At 62.5% G+C, this 21,972-nt stretch carries 17 protein-coding genes; 9 read left to right on the top strand and 8 right to left on the bottom strand.

Going from position 1 to position 21,972, the window contains the following annotated elements:
* Positions 1-768: a divergent polysaccharide deacetylase family protein gene (locus N805_RS24025; RefSeq protein ID WP_026034640.1), complete on the top strand. Its 768-nt coding sequence runs from the start codon at positions 1-3 to the stop codon at positions 766-768.
* Positions 769-978: 210 nt separating this feature from the next.
* On the opposite strand, the gene N805_RS24020 is transcribed toward N805_RS24025, so the two are convergent.
* Positions 979-2,925 carry a BCCT family transporter gene (locus N805_RS24020; RefSeq protein WP_229609090.1) on the bottom strand — a complete coding sequence of 649 codons (1,947 nt, stop codon included), beginning with the start codon at positions 2,923-2,925 and terminating at the stop codon, positions 979-981.
* Positions 2,926-3,459: 534 nt separating this feature from the next.
* Here N805_RS24020 and betI point away from each other — a divergent pair.
* The 7 genes from betI (at position 3,460) to trxC (ending at position 14,834) form a co-directional block, all read left to right on the top strand.
* A complete protein-coding gene (betI, locus tag N805_RS24015; protein WP_019473137.1) occupies positions 3,460-4,116 on the top strand; it encodes a transcriptional regulator BetI in 657 nt (218 codons plus the stop codon).
* 39 nt (positions 4,117-4,155) lie between these two features.
* Entirely contained in the window at positions 4,156-5,628 is a 1,473-nt protein-coding gene (gene betB / locus N805_RS24010) for a betaine-aldehyde dehydrogenase (RefSeq protein ID WP_016502024.1), read from the top strand.
* A 77-nt stretch (positions 5,629-5,705) separates the two neighbouring features.
* Complete coding sequence (betA, locus tag N805_RS24005; protein WP_028614102.1) at positions 5,706-7,403, top strand: choline dehydrogenase; 1,698 nt, start codon at positions 5,706-5,708, stop codon at positions 7,401-7,403.
* Positions 7,404-7,670: 267 nt separating this feature from the next.
* Entirely contained in the window at positions 7,671-9,413 is a 1,743-nt protein-coding gene (locus N805_RS24000; RefSeq protein WP_019473139.1) for a potassium/proton antiporter, read from the top strand.
* A 35-nt stretch (positions 9,414-9,448) separates the two neighbouring features.
* Positions 9,449-12,757 (top strand): mechanosensitive channel MscK, encoded by a 3,309-nt coding sequence (mscK, locus tag N805_RS23995; RefSeq protein ID WP_019473140.1) that lies wholly within the window; start codon positions 9,449-9,451, stop codon positions 12,755-12,757.
* A 45-nt stretch (positions 12,758-12,802) separates the two neighbouring features.
* Positions 12,803-14,263 carry a protein adenylyltransferase SelO gene (gene selO, locus N805_RS23990; RefSeq protein ID WP_019473141.1) on the top strand — a complete coding sequence of 487 codons (1,461 nt, stop codon included), beginning with the start codon at positions 12,803-12,805 and terminating at the stop codon, positions 14,261-14,263.
* A 136-nt stretch (positions 14,264-14,399) separates the two neighbouring features.
* Positions 14,400-14,834, top strand: a complete 435-nt coding sequence (trxC, locus tag N805_RS23985) for a thioredoxin TrxC (RefSeq protein ID WP_019472110.1) — start codon at positions 14,400-14,402, stop codon at positions 14,832-14,834.
* Positions 14,835-14,837: 3 nt separating this feature from the next.
* On the opposite strand, the gene N805_RS23980 is transcribed toward trxC, so the two are convergent.
* From N805_RS23980 to N805_RS23965, 4 genes are all read right to left on the bottom strand, one after another.
* Complete coding sequence (locus N805_RS23980) at positions 14,838-15,194, bottom strand: helix-turn-helix domain-containing protein (protein ID WP_019472109.1); 357 nt, start codon at positions 15,192-15,194, stop codon at positions 14,838-14,840.
* Complete coding sequence (locus tag N805_RS23975; RefSeq protein ID WP_016502032.1) at positions 15,184-15,492, bottom strand: type II toxin-antitoxin system HigB family toxin; 309 nt, start codon at positions 15,490-15,492, stop codon at positions 15,184-15,186. The genes N805_RS23980 and N805_RS23975 overlap by 11 nt, the downstream gene beginning before the upstream one ends.
* A 69-nt stretch (positions 15,493-15,561) precedes the next feature.
* Positions 15,562-16,335 carry a ParA family protein gene (locus N805_RS23970; protein WP_016502033.1) on the bottom strand — a complete coding sequence of 258 codons (774 nt, stop codon included), beginning with the start codon at positions 16,333-16,335 and terminating at the stop codon, positions 15,562-15,564.
* 76 nt (positions 16,336-16,411) lie between these two features.
* Positions 16,412-17,311: a LysR family transcriptional regulator gene (locus N805_RS23965; RefSeq protein ID WP_019472108.1), complete on the bottom strand. Its 900-nt coding sequence runs from the start codon at positions 17,309-17,311 to the stop codon at positions 16,412-16,414.
* A gap of 75 nt (positions 17,312-17,386) precedes the next feature.
* Here N805_RS23965 and N805_RS23960 point away from each other — a divergent pair, with 75 nt between their 5' ends.
* On the top strand, positions 17,387-18,664 hold the full coding sequence (locus tag N805_RS23960; RefSeq protein ID WP_371113226.1) for an MFS transporter: 1,278 nt from the start codon (positions 17,387-17,389) through the stop codon (positions 18,662-18,664).
* A gap of 81 nt (positions 18,665-18,745) precedes the next feature.
* Here the strand turns inward: N805_RS23960 and N805_RS23955 are convergent, their stop codons facing one another.
* From N805_RS23955 to N805_RS23945, 3 genes are all read right to left on the bottom strand, one after another.
* A complete protein-coding gene (locus tag N805_RS23955) occupies positions 18,746-19,093 on the bottom strand; it encodes a YgiW/YdeI family stress tolerance OB fold protein (protein WP_016502036.1) in 348 nt (115 codons plus the stop codon).
* A gap of 115 nt (positions 19,094-19,208) precedes the next feature.
* A complete protein-coding gene (gene hemE / locus N805_RS23950) occupies positions 19,209-20,273 on the bottom strand; it encodes a uroporphyrinogen decarboxylase (RefSeq protein ID WP_019472106.1) in 1,065 nt (354 codons plus the stop codon).
* 237 nt (positions 20,274-20,510) lie between these two features.
* Complete coding sequence (locus tag N805_RS23945) at positions 20,511-21,929, bottom strand: FAD-dependent oxidoreductase (RefSeq protein WP_019472105.1); 1,419 nt, start codon at positions 21,927-21,929, stop codon at positions 20,511-20,513.
* Between the last annotated feature and the right edge of the window lie 43 nt (positions 21,930-21,972).

Here is a 21,972-nt window from a genome sequence, read left to right as displayed (position 1 = left end):
ATGCGTTACCTGCTGTGTCTGTTGTTCTGCCTGATGGCCGGCGTCGCGCAAGCGGCGCCGACCGGCAAGGCCTACATGAGCATCATCATCGACGACCTGGGCCAGAGCACGGAGCGCGACAGCCGCACCCTGGCCCTGCCCGGCCCGGTCACCATGGCGATCATGCCCGATACGCCGCATGCCACCGACTTCGCCCGCCAGGCCCACAAGGCCGGCAAGACCGTGATCCTGCACATGCCCATGGACCCAGCCACCGGGCCCTATGCCTGGCACCCGGGCATCGCCATCGACGAACTGGCCCGCCGGCTGGATGCGGCCTTGGCGAAGGTGCCCTACGCCGCCGGCATCAACAACCACATGGGTAGCCGCATGACGGCACAGCGTGAGCCCATGGCCTGGTTGATGGGTGAACTGCAGCAACGTCACCTGTTCTTCGTCGACAGCCGTACCAGCGCCGCCACCGTGGCCGCAGCCGAGGCCCAGCGCATCGGCCTGGCCCACGTTTCGCGGGATGTGTTCCTCGACGATGTGCGCACCACCGAGGCGATCACCGGGCAGTTGCAGCAAGGCATCGCCCTGGCGCGCAAGCAAGGGTCTGCGGTACTGATCGGGCATCCTTACCCACAAACCCTCGACGTGCTGGAACGGGCACTGCCACAGCTCAAGGCCCAGGGCGTCGAACTGATCAGGCTCAGCCAGATGATTGCCGTGCGCAGCAATCAGGCGATGCCTGGGCATGGCAAGAATGGCCGCTACACCAATCGCTGATTTCAGCACCTCCGCGCTCTTTGTAGGAGCGGCCTCGTGTCGCGAAAGGGGCGCGCAGCGGCCCCAAGGTTTCAGCATTGATGCAGACATTGCCGGGGCTGCTTCGCAGCCCTTTCGCGACACAAGGCCGCTCCTACAATCGACCGCGCAACCTTCAAGGCATAAAAAAACCCCGCTCAGTGAGCGGGGTTTTATTTGCATCAACAGCAATCAGCTATACACACGCCCCAGCAACTGGCGATGGCTTTCGAACTGATCCAGCACATCACGCACGATCTGCTCCGGCGCAAAGCCCATCAGGTCATACTCCTGGCTGCCGTCGTGCAGGTACACCTCGGCGCGGTAGTAGCGCTGACGCACTTCCGGTTCGCCTTCAACCGGCGCCTCGCTCGGCGCGGCCATGTAGCCGTCCAGGCTCACTTCGTAAACGAACGGGTTACCCTCGTCCATCATCACCCGCAGGCCCATCATGTTGCGCGACTGGCCAACGCGGGTTTCCACCTCGAAGCCCAGGGTCTGCAACTGCGCGGCCGCTTCTTTCAGCGCCGGGCTGACTTGCTTGTCCATGAAGCGCTGAACCACAGCCTGGGTCGGCTGCAGCTCCAGCTGGGTCAGGCGCTCGCTGAAACCGCGACGGCCACGGGCGGCCAGCTCGGCGCGTTCGCTTTCTACTGCAACGTCCTGCTTCATGGCCTTGTAAAGGCCGAACATGAACAGCACCAGCACCACCGAGAACGGCAGGCCTGCCAGCACGACCATGGTCTGCATGGCTTCGAAGTTACCGGCGAACAGCAGGCCGATGGTGACCAGGGTGATGACCACCGACCAGAACACCACCATCCAGTGCGGGGCGTCTTCATCCACCTTGCCGCCTTTGCACGACAGGTTGGCCATCATCACCGCACCGGAGTCGGCCGGGGTAAGGAACAGCACAAAGCCGACAAATACCGCCACACCAATCACGATTTTCGCCGCCGGGAAGTATTCCAGCAGCTGGTAGATCGACATTGACGGCTGTTCCAGCGCGGTCTTGCCCAGCTCGACCGCCCCCTGGTTGATCACCAGGTCCAGTGCGGTGTTGCCGAAGATCGACAGCCAGGCCAAGGTGAAGCCCAACGGGATCAACAGCACGCCGCTGACCAGCTGGCGCACGGTACGGCCCTTGGAGATACGGGCAATGAACATGCCGACGAACGGCCCCCAGGAGATCCACCAGGCCCAGTAGAACACGGTCCACAGGCCCAGCCAGCGCTCGGACTTGCCGGCTTCGCCTTCGTACACGTAAAGGTCGAAGGTTTTCAGCACGATGCCGTTGAGGTAGTCGCCAACGTTCTGCACAAAGCCGTTGAACAGGTGCAGGGTGTTGCCCGCCAGCAGCACGAACAGCAGCAGGCCGCTGAACAGCAGGATGTTCAGGTTGGACAGCCGGCGAATGCCGTTTTCCACGCCCGACACCGCCGCCACGGTGGCCACGCCCGCCATGACCAGGATCACCACCAGCAGGTTGGTCTGGCTGTGCTCCATGCCGAACAGGTATTCAAGGCCCGAGGACACCTGCATCGAGCCGATCCCCAGGTTGGTCACCAGGCCCAGCAGGGTCACGAACATGCCGAAGATGTCCACCGCGTTGCCGGCAGCACCCTTGACCCAACGCTCACCCACCAGCGGGTACAGCGCCGAGCGCAGTGCCAGCGGCTGGTTGTGACGGTAGGCAAAGTAACCCACGGCCAGGCCGACCAGGGCGTAGATCGCCCAGCCATGCAGGCCCCAGTGCAGGAAGGTCAGTTGCAGGCCCTGGCGCGCCGCTTCGAGGCTGGCCGGGGTACCTTCCGGTGGGTTGAAGTAGTGGTCCAGCGGCTCGGAAGCGCCGAAGTACAGCAGCGAAATGCCAATACCGGAAGAGAACAGCATGCCGGCCCAGGCGCCGTAGCTGAAGTCAGGCTGGTCGTCCTTGCCGCCCAGCTTGAGCTTGCCGTAATCGGAGAAGGCCAGGTAGACGACGAACAGCAGGTAACCGCAGATCACCAGCATGTAGTACCAGCCAAAGGTACGCGTCAGCCATTTCTGGGCCACGCCCAGCACCTGGCCGGCGGTATCGGGTACAGCGATCAGCAAGGCAGTCAGAACAAGGATCATCAGCGCGGAGGTGAAGAACACCACGCGGTTGACCCGTACCCTCTCGGCGGGGGGCTTGGTAAGTGAGGCAGAACTCATTGCACGAATGCTCCGGGCAGTACGGCTATGGAGGCTAATCAGTGTTTCCCGAGCAATTGGTGGAATATCCCCACTGCGTCAGGTGTTATAAAAGCACCCTGGAAACCGTGATCCCGAATCGATACGTTGCAAAAAAACAGACAGGTGGCCTGCTGAAAATGCCCACGCATCCGCAGAGGTGCGCGCATTCGTCACAGATCACCCCGCCCGCTCCAAGGGCCTGTCGCAGGGCCAGAGACCGTACGGCAGAATCTGCATTTCGCATCGCTCATGCCCGTCAACGCCTTGTATTCCGGGGGTTACACGATTTCCTGGGGTGTCAATCCGTGCCATTTCGACCGCCTTGTAAGCTGTCAATGGCACAAATTGTCGCAGAGCTTATTCTTTATTGATTGAACGTTCAATCAAAACAAAATAGACTGGCCTTCGCCGAGTCAGCCGCCCGTCGTCTGCTCGCAGGCCTGAGGAGATAGCAAGATGCCCAAGGTCGGTATGCAACCCATCCGCCGCCAGCAGTTGATCGAAGCCACGTTGCAGGCGGTCGATCAGGTCGGTCTGGGGGACGCCAGCATTGCGCTGATTGCCCGTTTGGCCGGTGTGTCGAACGGCATCATCAGTCACTACTTTCGGGACAAGAACGGCCTGATAGCAGCGACGATGGGTTACATCATGAGCATGCTCAACGAAGGCGTCAGAGCACGCCGTCAGGCCCTGACGGACGACAGCCCGCGCGCTCACCTGAAAGTGATCATCGAGGGCAACTTCGATGCCAGCCAGGTGAACGGCCCGGCAATGAAAACCTGGTTGGCCTTCTGGGCTTCCAGCATGCACCAGCCCGATTTGCACAGGTTGCAGCGGATCAACGACCACCGCTTGTATTCCAACCTGTGCTGCCAGTTCCGCCGCGCCCTGCCGCTCTATCATGCGCGTAAGGCAGCCCGCGGCCTGGCAGCCCTGATCGACGGCCTGTGGCTGCGTGGCGCCCTGTCGGGTGATGCATTCGACACCGACCAGGCGATACGGATTGCTTACGAATACATGGATCTACAACTGGCTAAACAGCACACCCTGGGCACAAACGACCAGGCCGCTGAACCAGCACGCACGGCCCTTGCCAACCCGGCAGGAGCGTGACGCGCAAGCCAAACCACACACTGCACTTGCGAGGACACTATGGCCCGTTTCGGAACGCAAAAACTCTACATTGATGGCGCTTACGTCGACGCTGGCAGCGACGCCACCTTCGAAGCCATCAACCCGGCCACTGGCGAAGTCCTCGCCCACGTACAGCGTGCTACCGAGGCCGACGTCGAGAAGGCTGTGGAAAGCGCCGAGCGCGGCCAGAAAGTCTGGGCTGCGATGACCGCCATGCAGCGTTCGCGCATCCTGCGCCGCGCCGTCGACATCCTGCGCGAGCGCAACGATGAGCTGGCCCAGCTGGAAACCCTGGACACCGGCAAGTCGTACTCCGAAACCCGCTACGTCGACATCGTCACCGGCGCCGACGTGCTGGAATACTATGCAGGCCTGGTACCGGCCATTGAAGGCGAGCAGATCCCGCTGCGCGAATCGTCCTTCGTCTACACCCGCCGCGAGCCGCTGGGCGTGACCGTGGGTATCGGCGCCTGGAACTACCCGATCCAGATCGCCCTGTGGAAATCCGCCCCGGCCCTGGCCGCCGGCAACGCGATGATCTTCAAGCCGTCGGAAGTCACCTCGCTGACCACCCTGAAACTGGCCGAGATCTACACCGAAGCCGGCCTGCCAAATGGCGTGTTCAACGTGCTGACCGGCAGCGGCCGCGAAGTCGGCACCTGGCTGACCGAGCACCCGCGCATCGAAAAAGTCTCCTTCACCGGCGGCACCACCACCGGCAAAAAAGTCATGGCCAGCGCCTCCAGCTCCTCGCTGAAGGAAGTCACCATGGAACTGGGCGGCAAGTCGCCACTGATCATCTGCGCCGACGCCGACCTGGACAAGGCCGCCGACATCGCCATGATGGCCAACTTCTACAGCTCGGGCCAGGTGTGCACCAACGGCACCCGCGTGTTCATCCCGGCTGAAATGAAAGCTGCTTTCGAAGCCAAGATCGCCGAGCGTGTTGCCCGCATCCGCGTTGGCAACCCGGAAGACGAAAACACCAACTTCGGCCCGCTGGTCAGCTTCGCCCACATGGAAAACGTGCTGGGCTACATCGCCAAGGGTAAAGAAGAAGGTGCCCGCGTACTGTGCGGCGGCGAGCGTCTGACCGAAGGTGACTTCGCCAAGGGCGCCTTCGTGGCCCCGACCGTGTTCACCGACTGCACCGACGACATGACCATCGTCAAGGAAGAAATCTTCGGCCCGGTCATGAGCATCCTGTCCTACGAGACCGAAGAAGAAGTGATCCGTCGTGCCAACGACACCGAGTACGGCCTGGCCGCCGGTGTGTGCACCAACGACATCACCCGCGCCCACCGCATCATCCACAAGCTGGAAGCCGGTATCTGCTGGATCAATGCCTGGGGTGAATCGCCGGCCGAAATGCCGGTCGGTGGCTACAAGCAGTCGGGCGTCGGCCGTGAGAACGGCGTCAGCTCGCTGGCTCAATACACTCGCATCAAGTCGGTCCAGGTAGAGCTGGGCGGCTACAACTCGGTTTTCTAAGCCCTGTCTAGCCACGCCCGTGCCGCTGTGCACGGGCGTTCCCGCTCCCTGATCACCGCCAACACGAGGGTACTTTCATGTCCCAAGAATTCGATTACATCATCGTCGGTGCCGGTTCGGCCGGTAACACCCTGGCCACCCGCCTGACCGAAGACGCCGGCGTCACCGTCCTGCTGCTGGAAGCCGGTGGCCCTGACTACCGCTTCGACTTCCGCACCCAGATGCCAGCCGCCCTGGCCTTCCCGCTGCAGGGCCGCCGCTACAACTGGGCCTACGAGACCGACCCGGAGCCGCACATGGACGGCCGCCGCATGGAATGTGGCCGCGGCAAGGGCCTGGGTGGCTCGTCGCTGATCAACGGCATGTGCTACATCCGCGGCAACGCCATGGACTTCGACGGCTGGGCAGAAATGCCAGGCCTGGAAGACTGGACCTACCTGGATTGCCTGCCGTACTTCCGTAAAGCCGAAACCCGCGACATCGGCCCGAACGATTACCACGGTGGTGAAGGCCCGGTCAGCGTTGCCACGCCAAAGGCCGGCAACAACCCGCTGTTCCACGCCATGGTCGAGGCCGGCGTGCAGGCTGGTTACCCGCGCACCGAAGACCTCAACGGCTACCAGCAGGAAGGCTTCGGCCCGATGGACCGTTCGGTCACCAAGAACGGCCGCCGCTCCAGCACCGCCCGTGGCTACCTGGACCAGGCCAAGAAGCGCCCGAACCTGACCATCGTCACCCATGCCCTGAGCGACCGTATCCTGTTCGACGGCAAGCGCGCCGTTGGCGTGACCTACCTGGTTGGCGACAGCGAAGAGCGTGTTGAAGCCCGCGCCCGCAAGGAAGTGATCGTAAGCTCCGGCGCCATCGCGTCGCCGCAGCTGCTGCAGCGCTCCGGCGTCGGCCCGCGTCACCTGCTGGAAAGCCTCGACATCCCGGTTGTACACGACCTGCCAGGTGTTGGTGAAAACCTGCAGGACCACCTTGAGCTGTACCTGCAGTACGCCTGCACCCAGCCGGTATCGCTGTACCCATCGCTGCTGTGGTGGAACCAGCCGGCCATTGGTGCCGAGTGGCTGTTCAACGGCACCGGCATCGGCGCCAGCAACCAGTTCGAGGCTGGCGGTTTTATCCGTACCCGCCCTGAATTCAAGTGGCCGAACATTCAGTACCACTTCCTGCCGGTGGCCATTAACTACAACGGCTCCAACGGCGTGAAGGAACACGGCTTCCAGGCGCACATGGGTTCCATGCGCTCGCCTGCCCGTGGTCGCATTCAGGCCAAGTCGAAAGACCCGCGCCAGCACCCGAGCATCCTGTTCAACTACATGTCCACCGAGCAGGACTGGCAGGAATTCCGCGACGGCATCCGCCTGACCCGCGAGATCATGGCCCAGCCGGCGCTGGACCCGTACCGTGGCCGCGAGATCAGCCCGGGCGCCGACGTGCAAACCGACGAGCAGCTGGACAAGTTCATCCGCGAGCACGCCGAAACCGCCTTCCACCCGTCCTGCTCGTGCAAGATGGGCACCGACGACATGGCAGTGGTTGACGGCGAAGGCCGCGTGCATGGCATGAAAGGCCTGCGTGTGGTCGATGCCTCGATCATGCCGCTGATCATCACCGGCAACCTCAACGCCACCACGATCATGATTGCCGAGAAGATCTCGGACAAGATCCGTGGCCGCAAGCCGCTGCCGCGCAGCACTGCCAAGTACTATGTGGCAGGTGATGCGCCGGTGAAAGGCAAGCCGATGCGTGAAGTGAAGCAGGCGTAAAGCTGCATCGGCCTCTTCGCGGGCATGCCCGCTCCCACAGGTACATCACAAATTTCGAATATTGTGAGAAACCTGTGGGAGCGGGCGTGCCCGCGAAGAGGCCCGCCCAGGCAACACCAGAAAAGGCACCCATCGCGGTGCCTTTTCTACATCTGCAGAAACGCTTTACATGCTGCCAATTCATCAGGTTAGAATCGATTGGCACGCGACCTGCTAGCAGCATGCTATCTAGTCCTATTTCCCCGCGCTGTCCCGGAGTACCTGCCTTTGGATGCAAGCACCATCAACAGCCTGTTCTTGATCGGCGCATTGCTGGTGGGCGCAAGTATCCTGGTCAGTTCCCTGTCATCGCGCCTGGGCATCCCTATTCTGGTCATCATCCTCGCCGTCGGCATGGTCGCCGGTGTCGATGGTGGCGGTATCATCTTCAACAACTACCCGACCGCCTACCTGGTGGGCAACCTGGCATTGGCCGTGATCCTGCTGGACGGTGGCCTGCGCACGCGGGTGGCAAGCTTCCGCGTGGCGCTGTGGCCGGCGCTGTCGCTGGCCACGGTCGGGGTGATGATCACCACCGCCCTCACCGGCCTGGTTGCCGCCTGGCTGTTCAACCTGAGCCTCATCCAGGGCCTGCTGATCGGCGCCATCGTCGGCTCCACCGATGCCGCTGCAGTGTTCTCGCTGCTGGGCGGCAAAGGCCTGAACGAGCGGGTTACCGCCACCCTGGAGATCGAATCAGGCAGCAACGACCCGATGGCGGTGTTCCTCACGGTCACCCTGATCGACATGATCGCCAGCGGCCAGACCGGCCTGCACTGGGGCCTGCTGGGCCACCTGTTGCGCGAGTTCGGCATTGGCGGGCTGCTGGGCCTGGGTGGCGGCTGGGTGATGCTGCAGCTGGTCAACCGCATCAACCTGGCCGGTGGCCTGTACCCGATCCTGGTGGTAGCCGGCGGCCTGGTGGTGTTCTCGCTGACCAACGCCCTGCACGGTAGCGGCTTCCTTGCCGTTTACCTGTGCGGCCTGGTGCTGGGCAACAAGCCTATCCGCAGCCGCCACGGCATCCTGCACATGCTCGACGGCATGGCCTGGCTGGCCCAGATCGGCATGTTCCTGGTACTGGGGCTGCTGGTCACGCCCCACGACCTGCTGCCTATCGCCTTGCCGGCGCTAGGCCTGGCATTGTGGATGATTCTGGTGGCACGGCCGCTGTCGGTGGTCGCTGCACTGCTGCCGTTCAAGGCCTTCCATGGCCGCGAAAAGGGCTTTATCTCCTGGGTCGGCCTGCGCGGCGCGGTGCCGATCATTCTGGCGGTGTTCCCGCTGATGGCCGGGCTGCCAGACGCCCAGCTGTTCTTCAACCTGGCGTTCTTCATCGTGCTGGTGTCACTGCTGGTGCAAGGCACCAGCCTGCCGTGGATGGCCAAACTGCTGAAAGTGACCGTGCCGCCAGACCCGGCACCGATCTCCCGCTCAGCCCTGGAAGTGCACATCACCAGTGAGTGGGAAATGTTCGTCTACCGCCTGGGCGCCGAAAAATGGTGCATCGGTGCCGCCCTGCGCGAGCTGAAAATGCCCGAAGGCACCCGGATTGCCGCCCTGTTCCGTGGCGAGCAACTGCTGCACCCATCGGGCAGTACCGTGCTGGAAGTGGGCGACATGCTTTGCGTGATCGGCCACGAGCACAACCTGCCGGCCCTGGGCAAGCTGTTCAGCCAGGCGCCACAGCGTGGCCTGGACCTGCGTTTCTTTGGCGACTTCGTGCTCGAAGGCGATGCCGAACTGGGTGCCGTGGCTGCGCTTTACGGCCTGAAACTCGATGGCCTGGACGCGAAAATGCCGTTGGCGCAGTTCATCCGACAGAAGGTCGGAGGCGCTCCAGTAGTAGGTGACCAGGTCGATTGGCATGGCACGATCTGGACCGTGGCAACCATGGACGGGAACAAGATCCAGAAAGTGGGCGTCAGATTCCCCGAAGGAACGCGACCCGGACCAGGATTGTTCCTCTAAACTTCGTTTCTGCCGGATCCACAAGTAGTTTGCCTATGTCCCTGCGCGCGTACCTTCGCACAGCCCTGCTCGGGCTGTGCCTGTCCCTTTCCTTTGCGGCCACCGCAGCAGAGGCCCCGACCACCGCCAGCATCCAGAACAGCCTCGACAAGATCGCCGAGCGCAAACTGCCCGAGGCTGACCAGAAAGCCCTGCAGCAAGTGCTCGAACAGACGTTGAGCCTGCTTGCCAGCAAGGAAGACAACGAAAAGAAGCTCGCCGCCCTCAAGCAGCAGCTGACCAGTGCCCCCAAGGAAACCAGTGACAGCCAGAAGGAGCTGGCCAGGCTCAAGGAAAGCAAGGCGCAGCCCGTCGCCCAACGCTACGCTGCACTCTCGGTGCCCCAGCTCGAGCAAATGCTCAGCGAACGCAACACCCAGCAGGGCGAGCTACAGAAGGCGCTGTCCGAAGCCAACAGCCTGATCATCAATTCGCAAACCCGCCCGGAACGCGCCCAGGCCGAAATCAGCAACAGCCAGGCCCGCGCCCAGCAGATCAACAACATCCTTAAAACCGGCAAGGACGGCGGCAAGTCGATCAACGCCGACCAGCGCAACCAGCTCAATGCCGAACTCGCCTCGCTCAATGCGCTGACCCTGTTGCGCCGCCAGGAACTGGCCGGCAACAGCCTGCTGCAAGACCTGGGCAATGCTCGTCATGATTTGCTGATCGAGCGCGCCGCGCGCCTGGAGCAGGAAATCCAGGACCTGCAGACCCTGATCAACGGCAAGCGCCTGGCCCAGTCCCAGGAAGCGGTCACCCAGCAGTCGATCGAGGCCCAGAAGGCCGGTGGCAGCAGCCTGCTGGCCACCGAAAGCGCGATCAACCTCAAGCTCTCCGACTACCTGCTGAAAAGCACCGACCGCCTCAACGAGCTGACCCAGCAGAACCTGCGCACCAAGCAGCAGCTGGACAGCCTGACCCAGGCCGACCAGGCGCTGGACGAGCAGATCAACGTGCTCAAGGGCAGCCTGCTGTTGTCGAAGATCCTCTACAAGCAGAAGCAGACCCTGCCGCACCTGAAAGTCGACCGCGACCTGGCCGACCAGATCGCCGACACCCGCCTGTACCAGTTCGAGGTCAACCAGCAACGCGAACAGATGAGCAGCCCGGTCACCTACGTCGACAAGCTGCTCGCCGTCCAGGCGCAGGAAGATGTGAACCCGCAACTGCGCAAGGCCTTGCTGGACGTGGCGATCACCCGCAGTGACCTGCTGGAGCGGCTGAACCGCGAACTGTCGGCACTGCTCAACGAATCGATCACCTTGCAGCTGAACCAGAAGCAACTGCTGGGCACCGCACAGAACCTGCGTACCACCCTCGACGAGCAGATGTTCTGGATCCCCAGCAACAAGCCGCTGGACTGGGACTGGCTGAGCTATGTACCCGAGCGCCTGGCCGACCAGGTCGCCAACCTGCCGTGGGGCTCGGGCCTGAAAGAGCTGACCGACGGCCTGAGCCAGCGCCCACTGCTGTTCCTGCCGCTGTTGCTGGTGATCGGCGCGCTGTTGTGGCGGCGCAAGTACCTGTATCAACGGCTGGGCAAGGTGCACCAGGACATCGGCCACTTCCGCCGTGACAGCCAATGGCACACACCCCAGGCGATCCTTATCAACATCCTCCTGGCGATGCCGGTCAGCCTTGGCCTGGCGCTGTGCAGCTACGCCCTGCAGATCGACGCCCGCGGGCAAAACGCCAACCTCGGCGCCGCACTCTGGCAACTGGCCCAGGCCTGGCTGGTGTTCTACACCGCCTACCGCATCCTCGCCCCCGGTGGCGTGGCCGAAATCCACTTCCGCTGGCACAAGCCGCAGGTCGAGTTCCTACGGGGTTGGGTGCGCCGCCTGGGCACCGTGGTGCTGGCGCTGGTCGGCGTGGTGGCGGTGGCCGAACACCAGCCTTCGGCACTGGCCGACGACGTGCTGGGTATCGGCGTAGTGCTGACCTGCTACGCACTGATGGCCTGGCTGCTCAGCCGCCTGCTGCTCAGCAGCCCCGCACACCGCGACACCTCGCTGTTCCGCAGGGCCGTGGGCGTAGCGTTCACCGCCCTGCCCATCGCCCTGTTCGTCGCCGTGTGCTTCGGCTACTACTACACCGCGCTGAAGCTCACCGACCGACTCATCTATACCCTGTACCTGCTGCTGTTCTGGCTGGTGATAGAGGCTGCGTTCGTGCGCGGCCTGTCGGTGGCGGCACGGCGCCTGGCTTACCAGCGCGCGCTCAGCAAACGGGCTGCGGCCAAGGAAGGGCTGGATGGCGAAGTCTTCACCGAAGAGCCGACGCTGGACATCGAGCAGGTCAACCAGCAGTCGCTGCGCCTGATCCGCCTGGCCCTGCTCGGCGGCTTCATCGCCGGCCTGTACTGGGTGTGGGCAGACCTGATCTCGGTGTTTGCCTACCTCAACAATTTCGTCCTGTACGAATACACCAGCGGCACCGGCGCGGCCGCCAGCATGGTGCCGATCAGCCTCGGCGACCTGCTGGGTGCGCTGGTGATCGTCGGCATCACCTTCGCCCTGGCCGGCAACTTGCCGGGCCTGCTCGAGGTGCTGGTGCTGTCACGCCTGAACCTGGCGCAAGGCAGCGCCTATGCCACCACCACGCTGCTGTCGTACACCATTGTCGGCATCGGTATCGTCAGTACCCTGTCGACCCTGGGGGTAAGCTGGGACAAGCTGCAATGGCTGGTGGCCGCGTTGTCGGTGGGCCTGGGCTTCGGCATGCAGGAAATCTTCGCCAACTTCATCTCCGGCATCATGATCCTGTTCGAGCGCCCGGTACGGATTGGCGACACCATCACCATCGGCAACCTGTCCGGCACGGTGAGCAAGATCCGCATCCGTGCCACCACCATCACCGACTTCGACCGCAAGGACATCATCGTCCCCAACAAGACCTTCATCACCGGCCAGCTGATCAACTGGTCGCTGACCGACACGGTCACCCGGGTGACGCTGAAGCTGGGCATCGACTACGGCTCCGACCTGGACCTGGTACGCGACCTGCTGCTCAAGGGTGCACACGAAAACCCGCGCGTGCTCAAGGACCCGGAGCCGATCGTGTACTTCCTCAACTTTGGTGAAAGCTCGCTGGACCACGAGTTGCGCATGCACGTGCGCGACCTGGGCGACCGCAACCCGACGCTGGACGAGATCAACCGCTACATCAACCGCGAGTTCAAGGCCCACAACATCAAGATCTCGGTACGCCAGGTGGAGGTGTTCCTGATGGACCAGAAGGGCGGCAAGCAGCAGCTGATTCCGCTGGAGCAACCTAAACCGGATGGCACTGCACAGGCCTGAGTGGGCTCGAATGCTTTATTCTGTGCTGAACCTCAGGAGCAGCCCGTGAAAGCCCTCGACCAACTCACCTTCGACAACCGCTTCGCCCGCCTGGGCGATGCGTTCTCCACCCAGGTGCTGCCCGAGCCCATTGCAGACCCGCGCCTGGTGGTAGCCAGCGAGTCGGCCATGGCCTTGCTCGACCTCGACCCCGCCCAGGCCGACCTGCCGGTTTTCGCCGAGCTGTTCAGCGGCCATAAGCTGTGGGAAGAAGCCGACCCACGGGCGATGGTCTATTCCGGCCACCAGTTCGGCTCGTACAACCCACGCCTGGGCGATGGCCGCGGCCTGCTGCTGGCCGAAGTGCTCAACAACAAAGGCGAGCACTGGGACCTGCACCTCAAGGGCGCCGGCCAGACCCCGTATTCACGCATGGGCGACGGCCGCGCCGTGCTGCGCTCGTCGATCCGCGAATTCCTTGCCTCCGAAGCCCTGCACGCCCTCGGCATCCCCAGCAGCCGGGCGCTGTGCGTGATCGGCTCCAGCACCGCGGTGTGGCGCGAAACCCGTGAAAGCGCGGCCATGCTCACCCGCGTGGCGCAGAGCCACGTGCGTTTCGGCCATTTCGAGTATTTCTACTACACCAAACAGCCCGAGCAGCAGCGTGTGCTGATCGACCATGTGCTGGAGCAACACTACCCCGAATGCCGTGACGACGAACAACCCTACCTGGCCATGTTCCGCACCATCGTCGAGCGCAACGCCGAACTGATCGCCCGCTGGCAGGCCTATGGCTTCTGCCACGGGGTGATGAACACCGACAACATGTCGATCCTGGGCATTACCTTCGACTTCGGCCCGTACGCCTTCCTCGACGACTTCGACGCCAACTTCATCTGCAACCACTCCGACGACCGTGGCCGCTACAGCTACGCCAACCAGGTGCCCATCGCCCACTGGAACCTCAGCGCGCTGGCCCAGGCACTGACCACCGTGATCGAGGTTGAGCCGTTGAAGGAAGCGTTGGGGCTGTTCCTGCCGCTGTACCAGGCCCACTACCTGGACCTGATGCGCCGGCGTCTGGGCCTGACCACTGCCGAGGACGACGACATGGCACTGGTCGAGCGCCTGCTGCAGTGCATGCAGCGTGGTGGCGTGGACTACAGCCTGTTCTTCCGAAAACTCGGTGAGCAGCCGGTGGCCGATGCGCTGAAGGTGGTGCGCGACGACTTCATCGACCTGGCTGGCTTCGATGCCTGGGGTACAGACTACCTGGCCCGCTGTGAACGTGAACCCGGCAATGCCGAAGGCCGCCGTGAACGGATGCATGCGGTGAACCCGCTGTATGTGCTGCGCAACTACCTGGCGCAGAAAGCCATCGAAGCGGCTGAAGCGGGGGATTACAGTGAAGTGCGGCAATTGCACAAGGTACTGACCAGCCCCTTCGAGGAACAGCCCGGGATGCAGGCCTACGCCGAGCGGCCGCCGGAATGGGGCAAGCACCTGGAAATCAGCTGCTCTTCCTGATTGATGATTGCTCTACCGGCCCTATCGCCGGCAAGCCAGCTCCCACAGGTAACGCGCCAGACTTGAGGCAAGCGGTACCCCTGTGGGAGCTGGCTTGCCGGCGATAGGGCCCGAACAAACAACACAAGGAATTGATATGTCCGACCCACTGGTAGTCCCCTGCCCCCACTGCAACGGCCTGAACCGCCTGCCCGCCGAGCGCCTGGGCGATGCACCGAAATGCGGCCGCTGCAAACAGGACGTGCTGCTGAGCACCCCCTTCGAGCTCACCGAAGCCAGCTACGCCAGCCAGATCAAAGGCGACCTGCCGCTGCTGGTCGACATCTGGGCCGACTGGTGCGGCCCTTGCAAATCCTTCGCGCCCACTTTCGAACAGGCCGCCCGCCAACTCACTGGCCGCTGCCGCCTGGCCAAACTCGACAGCGAAGCCAACCGCAACCTCGCCGGGCAACTGGGCATCCGCTCGATCCCCAGCCTGCTGCTGTTCAAGAACGGGCGAGAAATCAGCCGCCAAGCCGGGGCGTTTCCACTTCAGTCGTTGCTGGAGTGGGTGCGTAGCCAAGGGGTCTAATTCTCAGGCATTTGCCAGTAGCGACTCATAGGGAATACGAAGGCCATCATGCAGGCGCTTGATCATCGAAAGGCTTAGCCCACGCTTCCCATTCAATACTTCCGATACTCGGCCGCTTGGGCCGATGAATGGCTCAAGATCACGTGGGGTAAGGCCCTGCTGATCCATGCAGAACTTGATGGCCTCGATGGGATTGGCGGGATGAATGGGATAGTGCTTGTTTTCGTACACTTCAATCAGTGTCACAAGCACCTCCATTTCATCAGCTTCTGGCGTGCCCGCTTCTGCCTGGAAAATGGCCTCGAGCCGCTGGAACGCGGCTCGAAGGTCGTCATCATTGCGGATCGGCTTAATATTCACAGACTGTCTCCACGTCAATCTCGTCGTAGCGCTTGTGCGTACCTACGAACTTCACCCAGGCAATACCGGCTCGATACTGCATCTCGACCACAAGCCGATACTTGTTCCCCCCGATGTTGAAAACCACGCGGTTCTTGCCGCAGATGCTGGCGTTGCCAATCTGATCTTTTACATCCTGTGGCGTTCGCCAGATAGCTTTGAGCGCCATATCGTGCCAGCTTTCCAAGGCCGCTTTGGCATCTTCATGCCCAGGCAATTCCCAGAACTTCACCAAGCTGCTTTTGGCAATGACGCGCATCCAAGCATAATCTCCCGTTTTGGGAGATTATGCTTGGGACTTGGATACAGTGCAAGCGTCAGGCAGGCGCTATTCGCTGCGCTCAAGCAAATCGTGCAACTCGACAAACTGCTGTGTCAGTTTGTGCCGCGGTTCCAGGTGAATCAGCGGCAGGCTGGCGTGGTGCGATTCGCGCATCTTCACCGAGCTGCCCAGGTACACCGGTAGCACCGGCAGGCCCTCGGCCAGCAGCTCGTCGAGCATTTGCTGCGGCAGGCTGGCACGGGACTGGAACTGGTTGACCACGATGCCTTCGACCATCAGGTCTTCGTTGTGGTCTTCCTTGAGGTCTTCGATCTCGGCCAGCAGGCCGTACAGGGCCTGGCGCGAGAAGCTGTCGCAGTCAAAGGGGATCAGCACACGATCAGCGGCGATCAACGCGGAAACCGCGTAGAAGTTAAGTGCCGGCGGGGTATCGATGTAGATACGCTCGTAGTCCTCGTCCAGCTCGTCGAGCAACTTACGCAGCTTGTTGATCTTGTGCTTGGCCTCAAGCTTGGGCTGCAGGTCGGCCAACTCGGCAGTGGCCGTGACCACGTGCAAGTTGTCGAACGGGGTTTCGTAGATGTCGACCTTGTTCTTCTTGCTGAACGGCCCGCTGGACAGGCTTTGCTTGAAGAAGTCGGCGATACCCATGGGGATGTCCTCGCCGGTCAGGCCGGTGAGGTACTGGGTCGAATTCGCCTGGGCATCCAGGTCGATCAACAGGGTCCGGTAGCCTTCATTGGCACTGACCGCCGCCAGGTTGCAGGCGATGCTCGACTTGCCCACGCCACCTTTCTGATTGAACACCACGCGCCGCATGAGAGACCTCCGTGTATCAACGAATGCCCGAGTATGTGGCGCCACTGCGGCAATGGCCAGCGCCATTTGACCCGTATTATCCCTGGCCGACCACCTGCCCCGTCAACAGCTCGGCAAACGCCTTGGCCATCACCGAATTGCCGCGCTCGCGCTGCACCAGCCACACCGCCGACATCGCCCCTTCGTCCAGCAGCGTGCGGTATACCACCCCTTCGATGCGCATGCGCTGGAACGACGCCGGCAACACCGACACCCCCAACCCCGCCGACACCAGGCCGATGATGGTCATTGCCTCCCCAGCCTCCTGGGCAAAGTGCGGGCTGAAGCCTGCCTGACGCGCCAGGGTGAGCAACTGCGCATGCAGGCCGCTGCCATAACTGCGCGGGAAGAATACGAACGGCTCGTGGGCCAGCGCCGCCATGTGCACCCCTTGTTCAGTGCCTTCAGCCAGCGGGTGCGAGGCGTTGATCACCGCCACCAGCGGCTCGCGGAACAGCTCGGTGGCCAACAAGCCTTCCGGCAACGGCATCGGTCGCATCAGCCCCACTTCGATGGACTCGTCGAACACCCCTTCGGCGACATCGCGGCTGCTCATTTCCTTGAGGTTCAGGTGCACCGCCGGGAACCGCTGACGAAAGGCATGGATGGCCTTGGGGATCTTCGAGGTGAATGGCGCAGACGAGGTAAAGCCGATCTTCATTTCGCCCAGTTCACCCAGCTGTGCCCGCCGGGCCACATCTGCGGCCTTCTCCACCTGCGCCAGCACCTGGCGGGCCTCTTCAAGGAACAGCCGCCCCGCCTCGCTCAGCTCGACCCGACGATTGGTGCGCTCGAACAACCGCGCCCCCAGTTCCTGCTCCAGGGCCTGGATCTGCTGGCTCAGGGGCGGCTGGGAAATGCCCAGCTGCTGGGCGGCACGGCCAAAGTGCAGCTCTTCGGCCACGGCGATGAAGTAACGCAGATGGCGCAGTTCCATGATCGGCTCCCAACAGGTCGCAAAACGTCTTAAATAGGTCGAACAATATATTGGATCTAATCATTAGCCAGCTATATGCTTTTTTCATTGCGCCAGAGGTACCCGCCCGTGAAAATTGCTGCAGCCCCCCTTCCCGCCGAGCCAGAACCTGCCCTACTGAACGAAATGTGGATCGAAAAAGGCACCCCCGCCTTCATGAAGACCGTGCTGGCCCTGTTCAGCGGCGGCTTCGCCACCTTCGCCCTGCTGTACTGCGTGCAGCCGATGATGCCGCTGCTATCGAAAGAATTTGCCATCAACGCGGCGCAGAGCAGCCTGGTGCTGTCGGTTTCCACCGCCATGCTGGCGTTCGGCCTGTTGATCACCGGCCCCATTTCTGACCGCATCGGGCGCAAGCCGGTGATGGTCTTTGCCCTGGTGTGCGCCGCCCTCTCCACCCTGGCCAGCGCGGTGATGCCAAGCTGGGAACTGGTACTGGCCACCCGCGCCCTGGTTGGCCTGTCACTGAGCGGCTTGGCTGCTGTGGCCATGACCTACCTGAGCGAAGAAATCCACCCTCAGCACATTGGCCTGGCCATGGGCCTGTACATCGGCGGCAACGCCATTGGCGGCATGAGCGGACGGCTGATCACCGGCGTGCTGATCGACTTCGTCAGCTGGCACACGGCCATGCTGACCATCGGTGGCCTGGCCCTGGTCGCCGCCCTGGTGTTCTGGAAGGTGCTGCCCGAATCGCGCAACTTCCGCCCGCAGATGATGAGCCCACGCAGCCTGCTGGACGGCTTTGTCATGCACTTCAAGGATGCCGGCCTGCCTTGGCTGTTCCTCGAGGCCTTCCTGCTGATGGGCGCCTTCGTCACCCTGTTCAACTACATCGGCTACCGCTTGCTGGCCGAGCCTTACCACATGAACCAGGCGCTGGTCGGCTTGCTGTCGGTGGTCTACCTGTCTGGCATCTACAGCTCGGCGCAAGTCGGCGCGCTGGCGGACAAGCTGGGCCGGCGCAAGGTGTTCTGGGCCAGTATCGTGGTAATGGCGGGTGGTTTGTTGATGACCCTGGCGAGCCCGCTGGCGATGGTGATTGTGGGCATGCTGGTGTTCACCTTCGGGTTCTTTGGCGCGCACTCGGTGGCCAGCAGCTGGATCGGCCGCCGGGCACTGAAGGCCAAGGGGCAGGCATCGTCGCTGTACCTGTTCAGCTATTACGCAGGGTCCAGCGTGGCCGGTACGGCGGGCGGGGTGTTCTGGCACCAGTGGGGCTGGAGCGGTATCGGGCTGTTCATTGGCAGCTTGCTGGCGGTGGCATTGCTGGTGGCGTTGCACCTGAGCAAGTTACCACCCAAAGCGGCGTGAAGCATTCGCGGGCACGCCCGCTCCCACAGGGTTCGGTGCAGTCCCTGTGGGAGCGGGCGTGCCCGCGAAGAGGCCATCAGATCAGTTGATGATCTCGACAATATCCACATCCACTTCGCGGCTCATCAGGTGCTTCTCCACCTCACCGGTCAGCTTGACCTTGGTCTTGTCGTTGAACGGGGTCGGCGGCAGGTCTTCGTCGTCGATTTCAACAGTGATGGTGCCGGTGTTGTCCTTGAACTCGTACTTGTCGTCGTTGTTGATCTTCTTGGTCACATACCCCTGCAGCACCACAGGCGTGTCATCTGCAGCGTCGTTGGCAGCTGCCACGGTGGTTACCGACTGGGCGCCAGGGCCGGTATAGGTTGCGGCCAGAGCAGCGGTGCTGAACAGAGGGGCAAGGATCAGGGCGAGGTAACGTGCTTTCATGAGGATCGGGTCCTGTTTCGGTTTCGATGGGACCAGATTAGCGACGTTCGCTGAATCAAAACTTAATGCAACAAAAAGCCCGGCTCAGGGCCGGGCTTTGCTTTCAGCGATCAGATTACTGATGGTACTGCGCCGACAGCTCATGCACGGCGTTGATGAACACGCCGGCATGCTCCGGGTCGACTTCCGGGGTGATGCCATGGCCAAGGTTGAATACGTGGCCGGTGCCGTGGCCATAGCTGGCCAGAATACGCGCCACTTCCTGGCGGATAGCCTCGGGCTTGGCGTACAGCACGGTCGGGTCCATGTTGCCTTGCAGCGCCACTTTGTCACCCACACGGCGGCGCGCATCGCCGATCTCGCAGGTCCAGTCCAGGCCCAGGGCGTCTGCCCCGGCGTCGGCGATGCTTTCCAGCCACAGGCCACCGTTCTTGGTGAACAGGATCACCGGCACCTTGCGCCCTTCGTGCTCGCGGATCAGGCCGCTGACGATCTTGCGCATGTAGGCCAGGGAGAATTCCTGGTAAGCCGCCGCCGACAGGTTGCCGCCCCAGGTGTCGAAGATCTGCACGGCCTGGGCGCCGGCCAGGATCTGGCCGTTCAGGTAGCTGGTGACCGACTGGGCCAGCTTGTCCAGCAGCAGGTGCAGGGCCTGCGGGTTGTCGTAGGCCATGGCCTTGGTCTTGCGGAAGTCCTTCGACGAGCCGCCTTCGACCATGTAGGTGGCCAAGGTCCACGGGCTGCCGGAGAAGCCGATCAGCGGCACGCGGCCATTGAGCTCCCGGCGAATGGTGCTGACCGCGTCCATCACATAGCCCAGGTCTTTCTGCGGGTCGGGGATCGGCAGCGCTTCGATGTCAGCCGGGGTGCTGATGACCTTCTTGAAACGCGGGCCTTCGCCGGTTTCGAAGTACAGGCCCAGGCCCATGGCGTCAGGGATGGTGAGGATGTCCGAGAACAGGATCGCCGCGTCCAGCGGGTAGCGCTCCAGCGGCTGCAGGGTGACCTCGCAGGCAAACTGCGGGTTCATGCACAGGCTCATGAAGTCACCGGCCTTGGCGCGGCTGGCGCGGTACTCCGGCAGGTAGCGGCCAGCCTGGCGCATCATCCACACCGGGGTGACGTCTACGGGTTGCTTGAGCAGAGCACGCAGGAAACGGTCGTTCTTCAGGGCAGTCATGTCGGCATCCGGAAAAATAGTGCGGGCATTTTCTCAGACGCCAGCGCAAAAGGCACGGCCATGGCCATGCGTTTTGTCTATTGGATGCCGCAGATCAAGCGTTTTTGTATACAAAAAATGCCCTGGGGCTGCTTTGCAGCCCTATCGCGGCACAAGGCCGCTCCTACAGGGAATCGCATATCTCCTGTAGGAGCGGCCTTGTGCCGCGATGGGCCGCAAAGCGGCCCCGGCAATGGATCAGACTTCGAGATAGTCCAGGATACCTTCGGCAGCCGTACGCCCTTCGAAGATGGCCGTTACCACCAGGTCCGAACCACGCACCATGTCGCCACCGGCAAACACTTTCGGGTTGCTGGTCTGGTGCTTGAACTTGCCCTTCTCCGGCGCTACCACACGGCCTTGGCTGTCCAGCTGGATATCATGCTGCTCGAACCACGGCGCGGGGCTTGGGCGGAAGCCGAAGGCGATCACCACGGCATCGGCCGGCAGGATTTCTTCGGAACCCGGGATCGGCTCAGGGCTGCGGCGACCACGGGCATCCGGCTCGCCGAGACGGGTCTCGACCACCTTCACACCTTCAACCTTGTCCTCGCCGACAATGGCGATAGGCTGGCGGTTGTAGAGGAATTTCACGCCCTCTTCCTTGGCGTTCTTCACCTCTTTGCGCGAACCCGGCATGTTGGCTTCGTCACGGCGATAGGCGCAGGTCACCGCTTTGGCGCCCTGGCGGATCGAGGTGCGGTTGCAGTCCATCGCGGTGTCACCACCGCCCAGTACCACTACCTTCTTGCCCTGCATGTCGACGAAGTCTTCCGGCGACTTCTCGAAGCCCAGGTTGCGGTTGACGTTGGCGATCAGGAAATCCAGTGCGTCATGCACGCCCGGCAGGTCTTCGCCCGGGAAGCCGCCCTTCATGTAGGTGTAGGTACCCATGCCCATGAACACTGCGTCGTACTCGGCGAGCAGCTGTTCCATGGTCACGTCCTTGCCCACCTCGGTGTTCAGGCGGAACTCGATGCCCATGCCGGTGAACACTTCGCGGCGGTTGCTGAGCACGGTCTTTTCCAGCTTGAACTCAGGGATGCCAAAGGTCAGCAGGCCACCGATTTCCGGGTTCTTGTCGAACACCACCGGGGTTACCCCAGCGCGCACCAGCACGTCGGCGCAGCCCAGGCCAGCCGGGCCGGCGCCGATGATGGCGACGCGCTTGCCGGTTGGCTTGACCTTGGACATGTCCGGGCGCCAGCCCATGGCGAAAGCGGTGTCGGTGATGTACTTCTCCACCGAACCGATGGTCACCGCGCCGAAGCCGTCGTTCAGGGTGCAGGCACCTTCACACAGACGGTCTTGCGGGCACACGCGGCCGCACACTTCCGGCAGGGTGTTGGTCTGGTGCGACAGCTCGGCCGCAGCCAGGATGTTGCCTTCGGACACCAGCTTCAACCAGTTGGGGATGAAGTTGTGCACCGGGCACTTCCATTCGCAATACGGGTTACCGCAGCCCAGGCAGCGGTGCGCCTGGTCTACAGACTGCTGCGGCTTGAACGGTTCGTAGATTTCCACGAACTCCTTCTTGCGCTGGCGCAGCAGCTTTTTCTTCGGGTCCTTGCGGCCCACTTCGATGAACTGGAAGTCGTTGTTCAGACGTTCAGCCATTTTTCAAAACCTCTTTACAGCAGCTGCAAGCTACACGCTGCAA

The sequence above is a fragment of the Pseudomonas putida S13.1.2 genome (assembly GCF_000498395.2).
GTDB lineage: Bacteria > Pseudomonadota > Gammaproteobacteria > Pseudomonadales > Pseudomonadaceae > Aquipseudomonas > Aquipseudomonas putida_Q.
The sequence above is the reverse complement of the archived record's forward strand: the minus strand, read 5'-3'. Positions and strand labels throughout refer to the sequence as shown.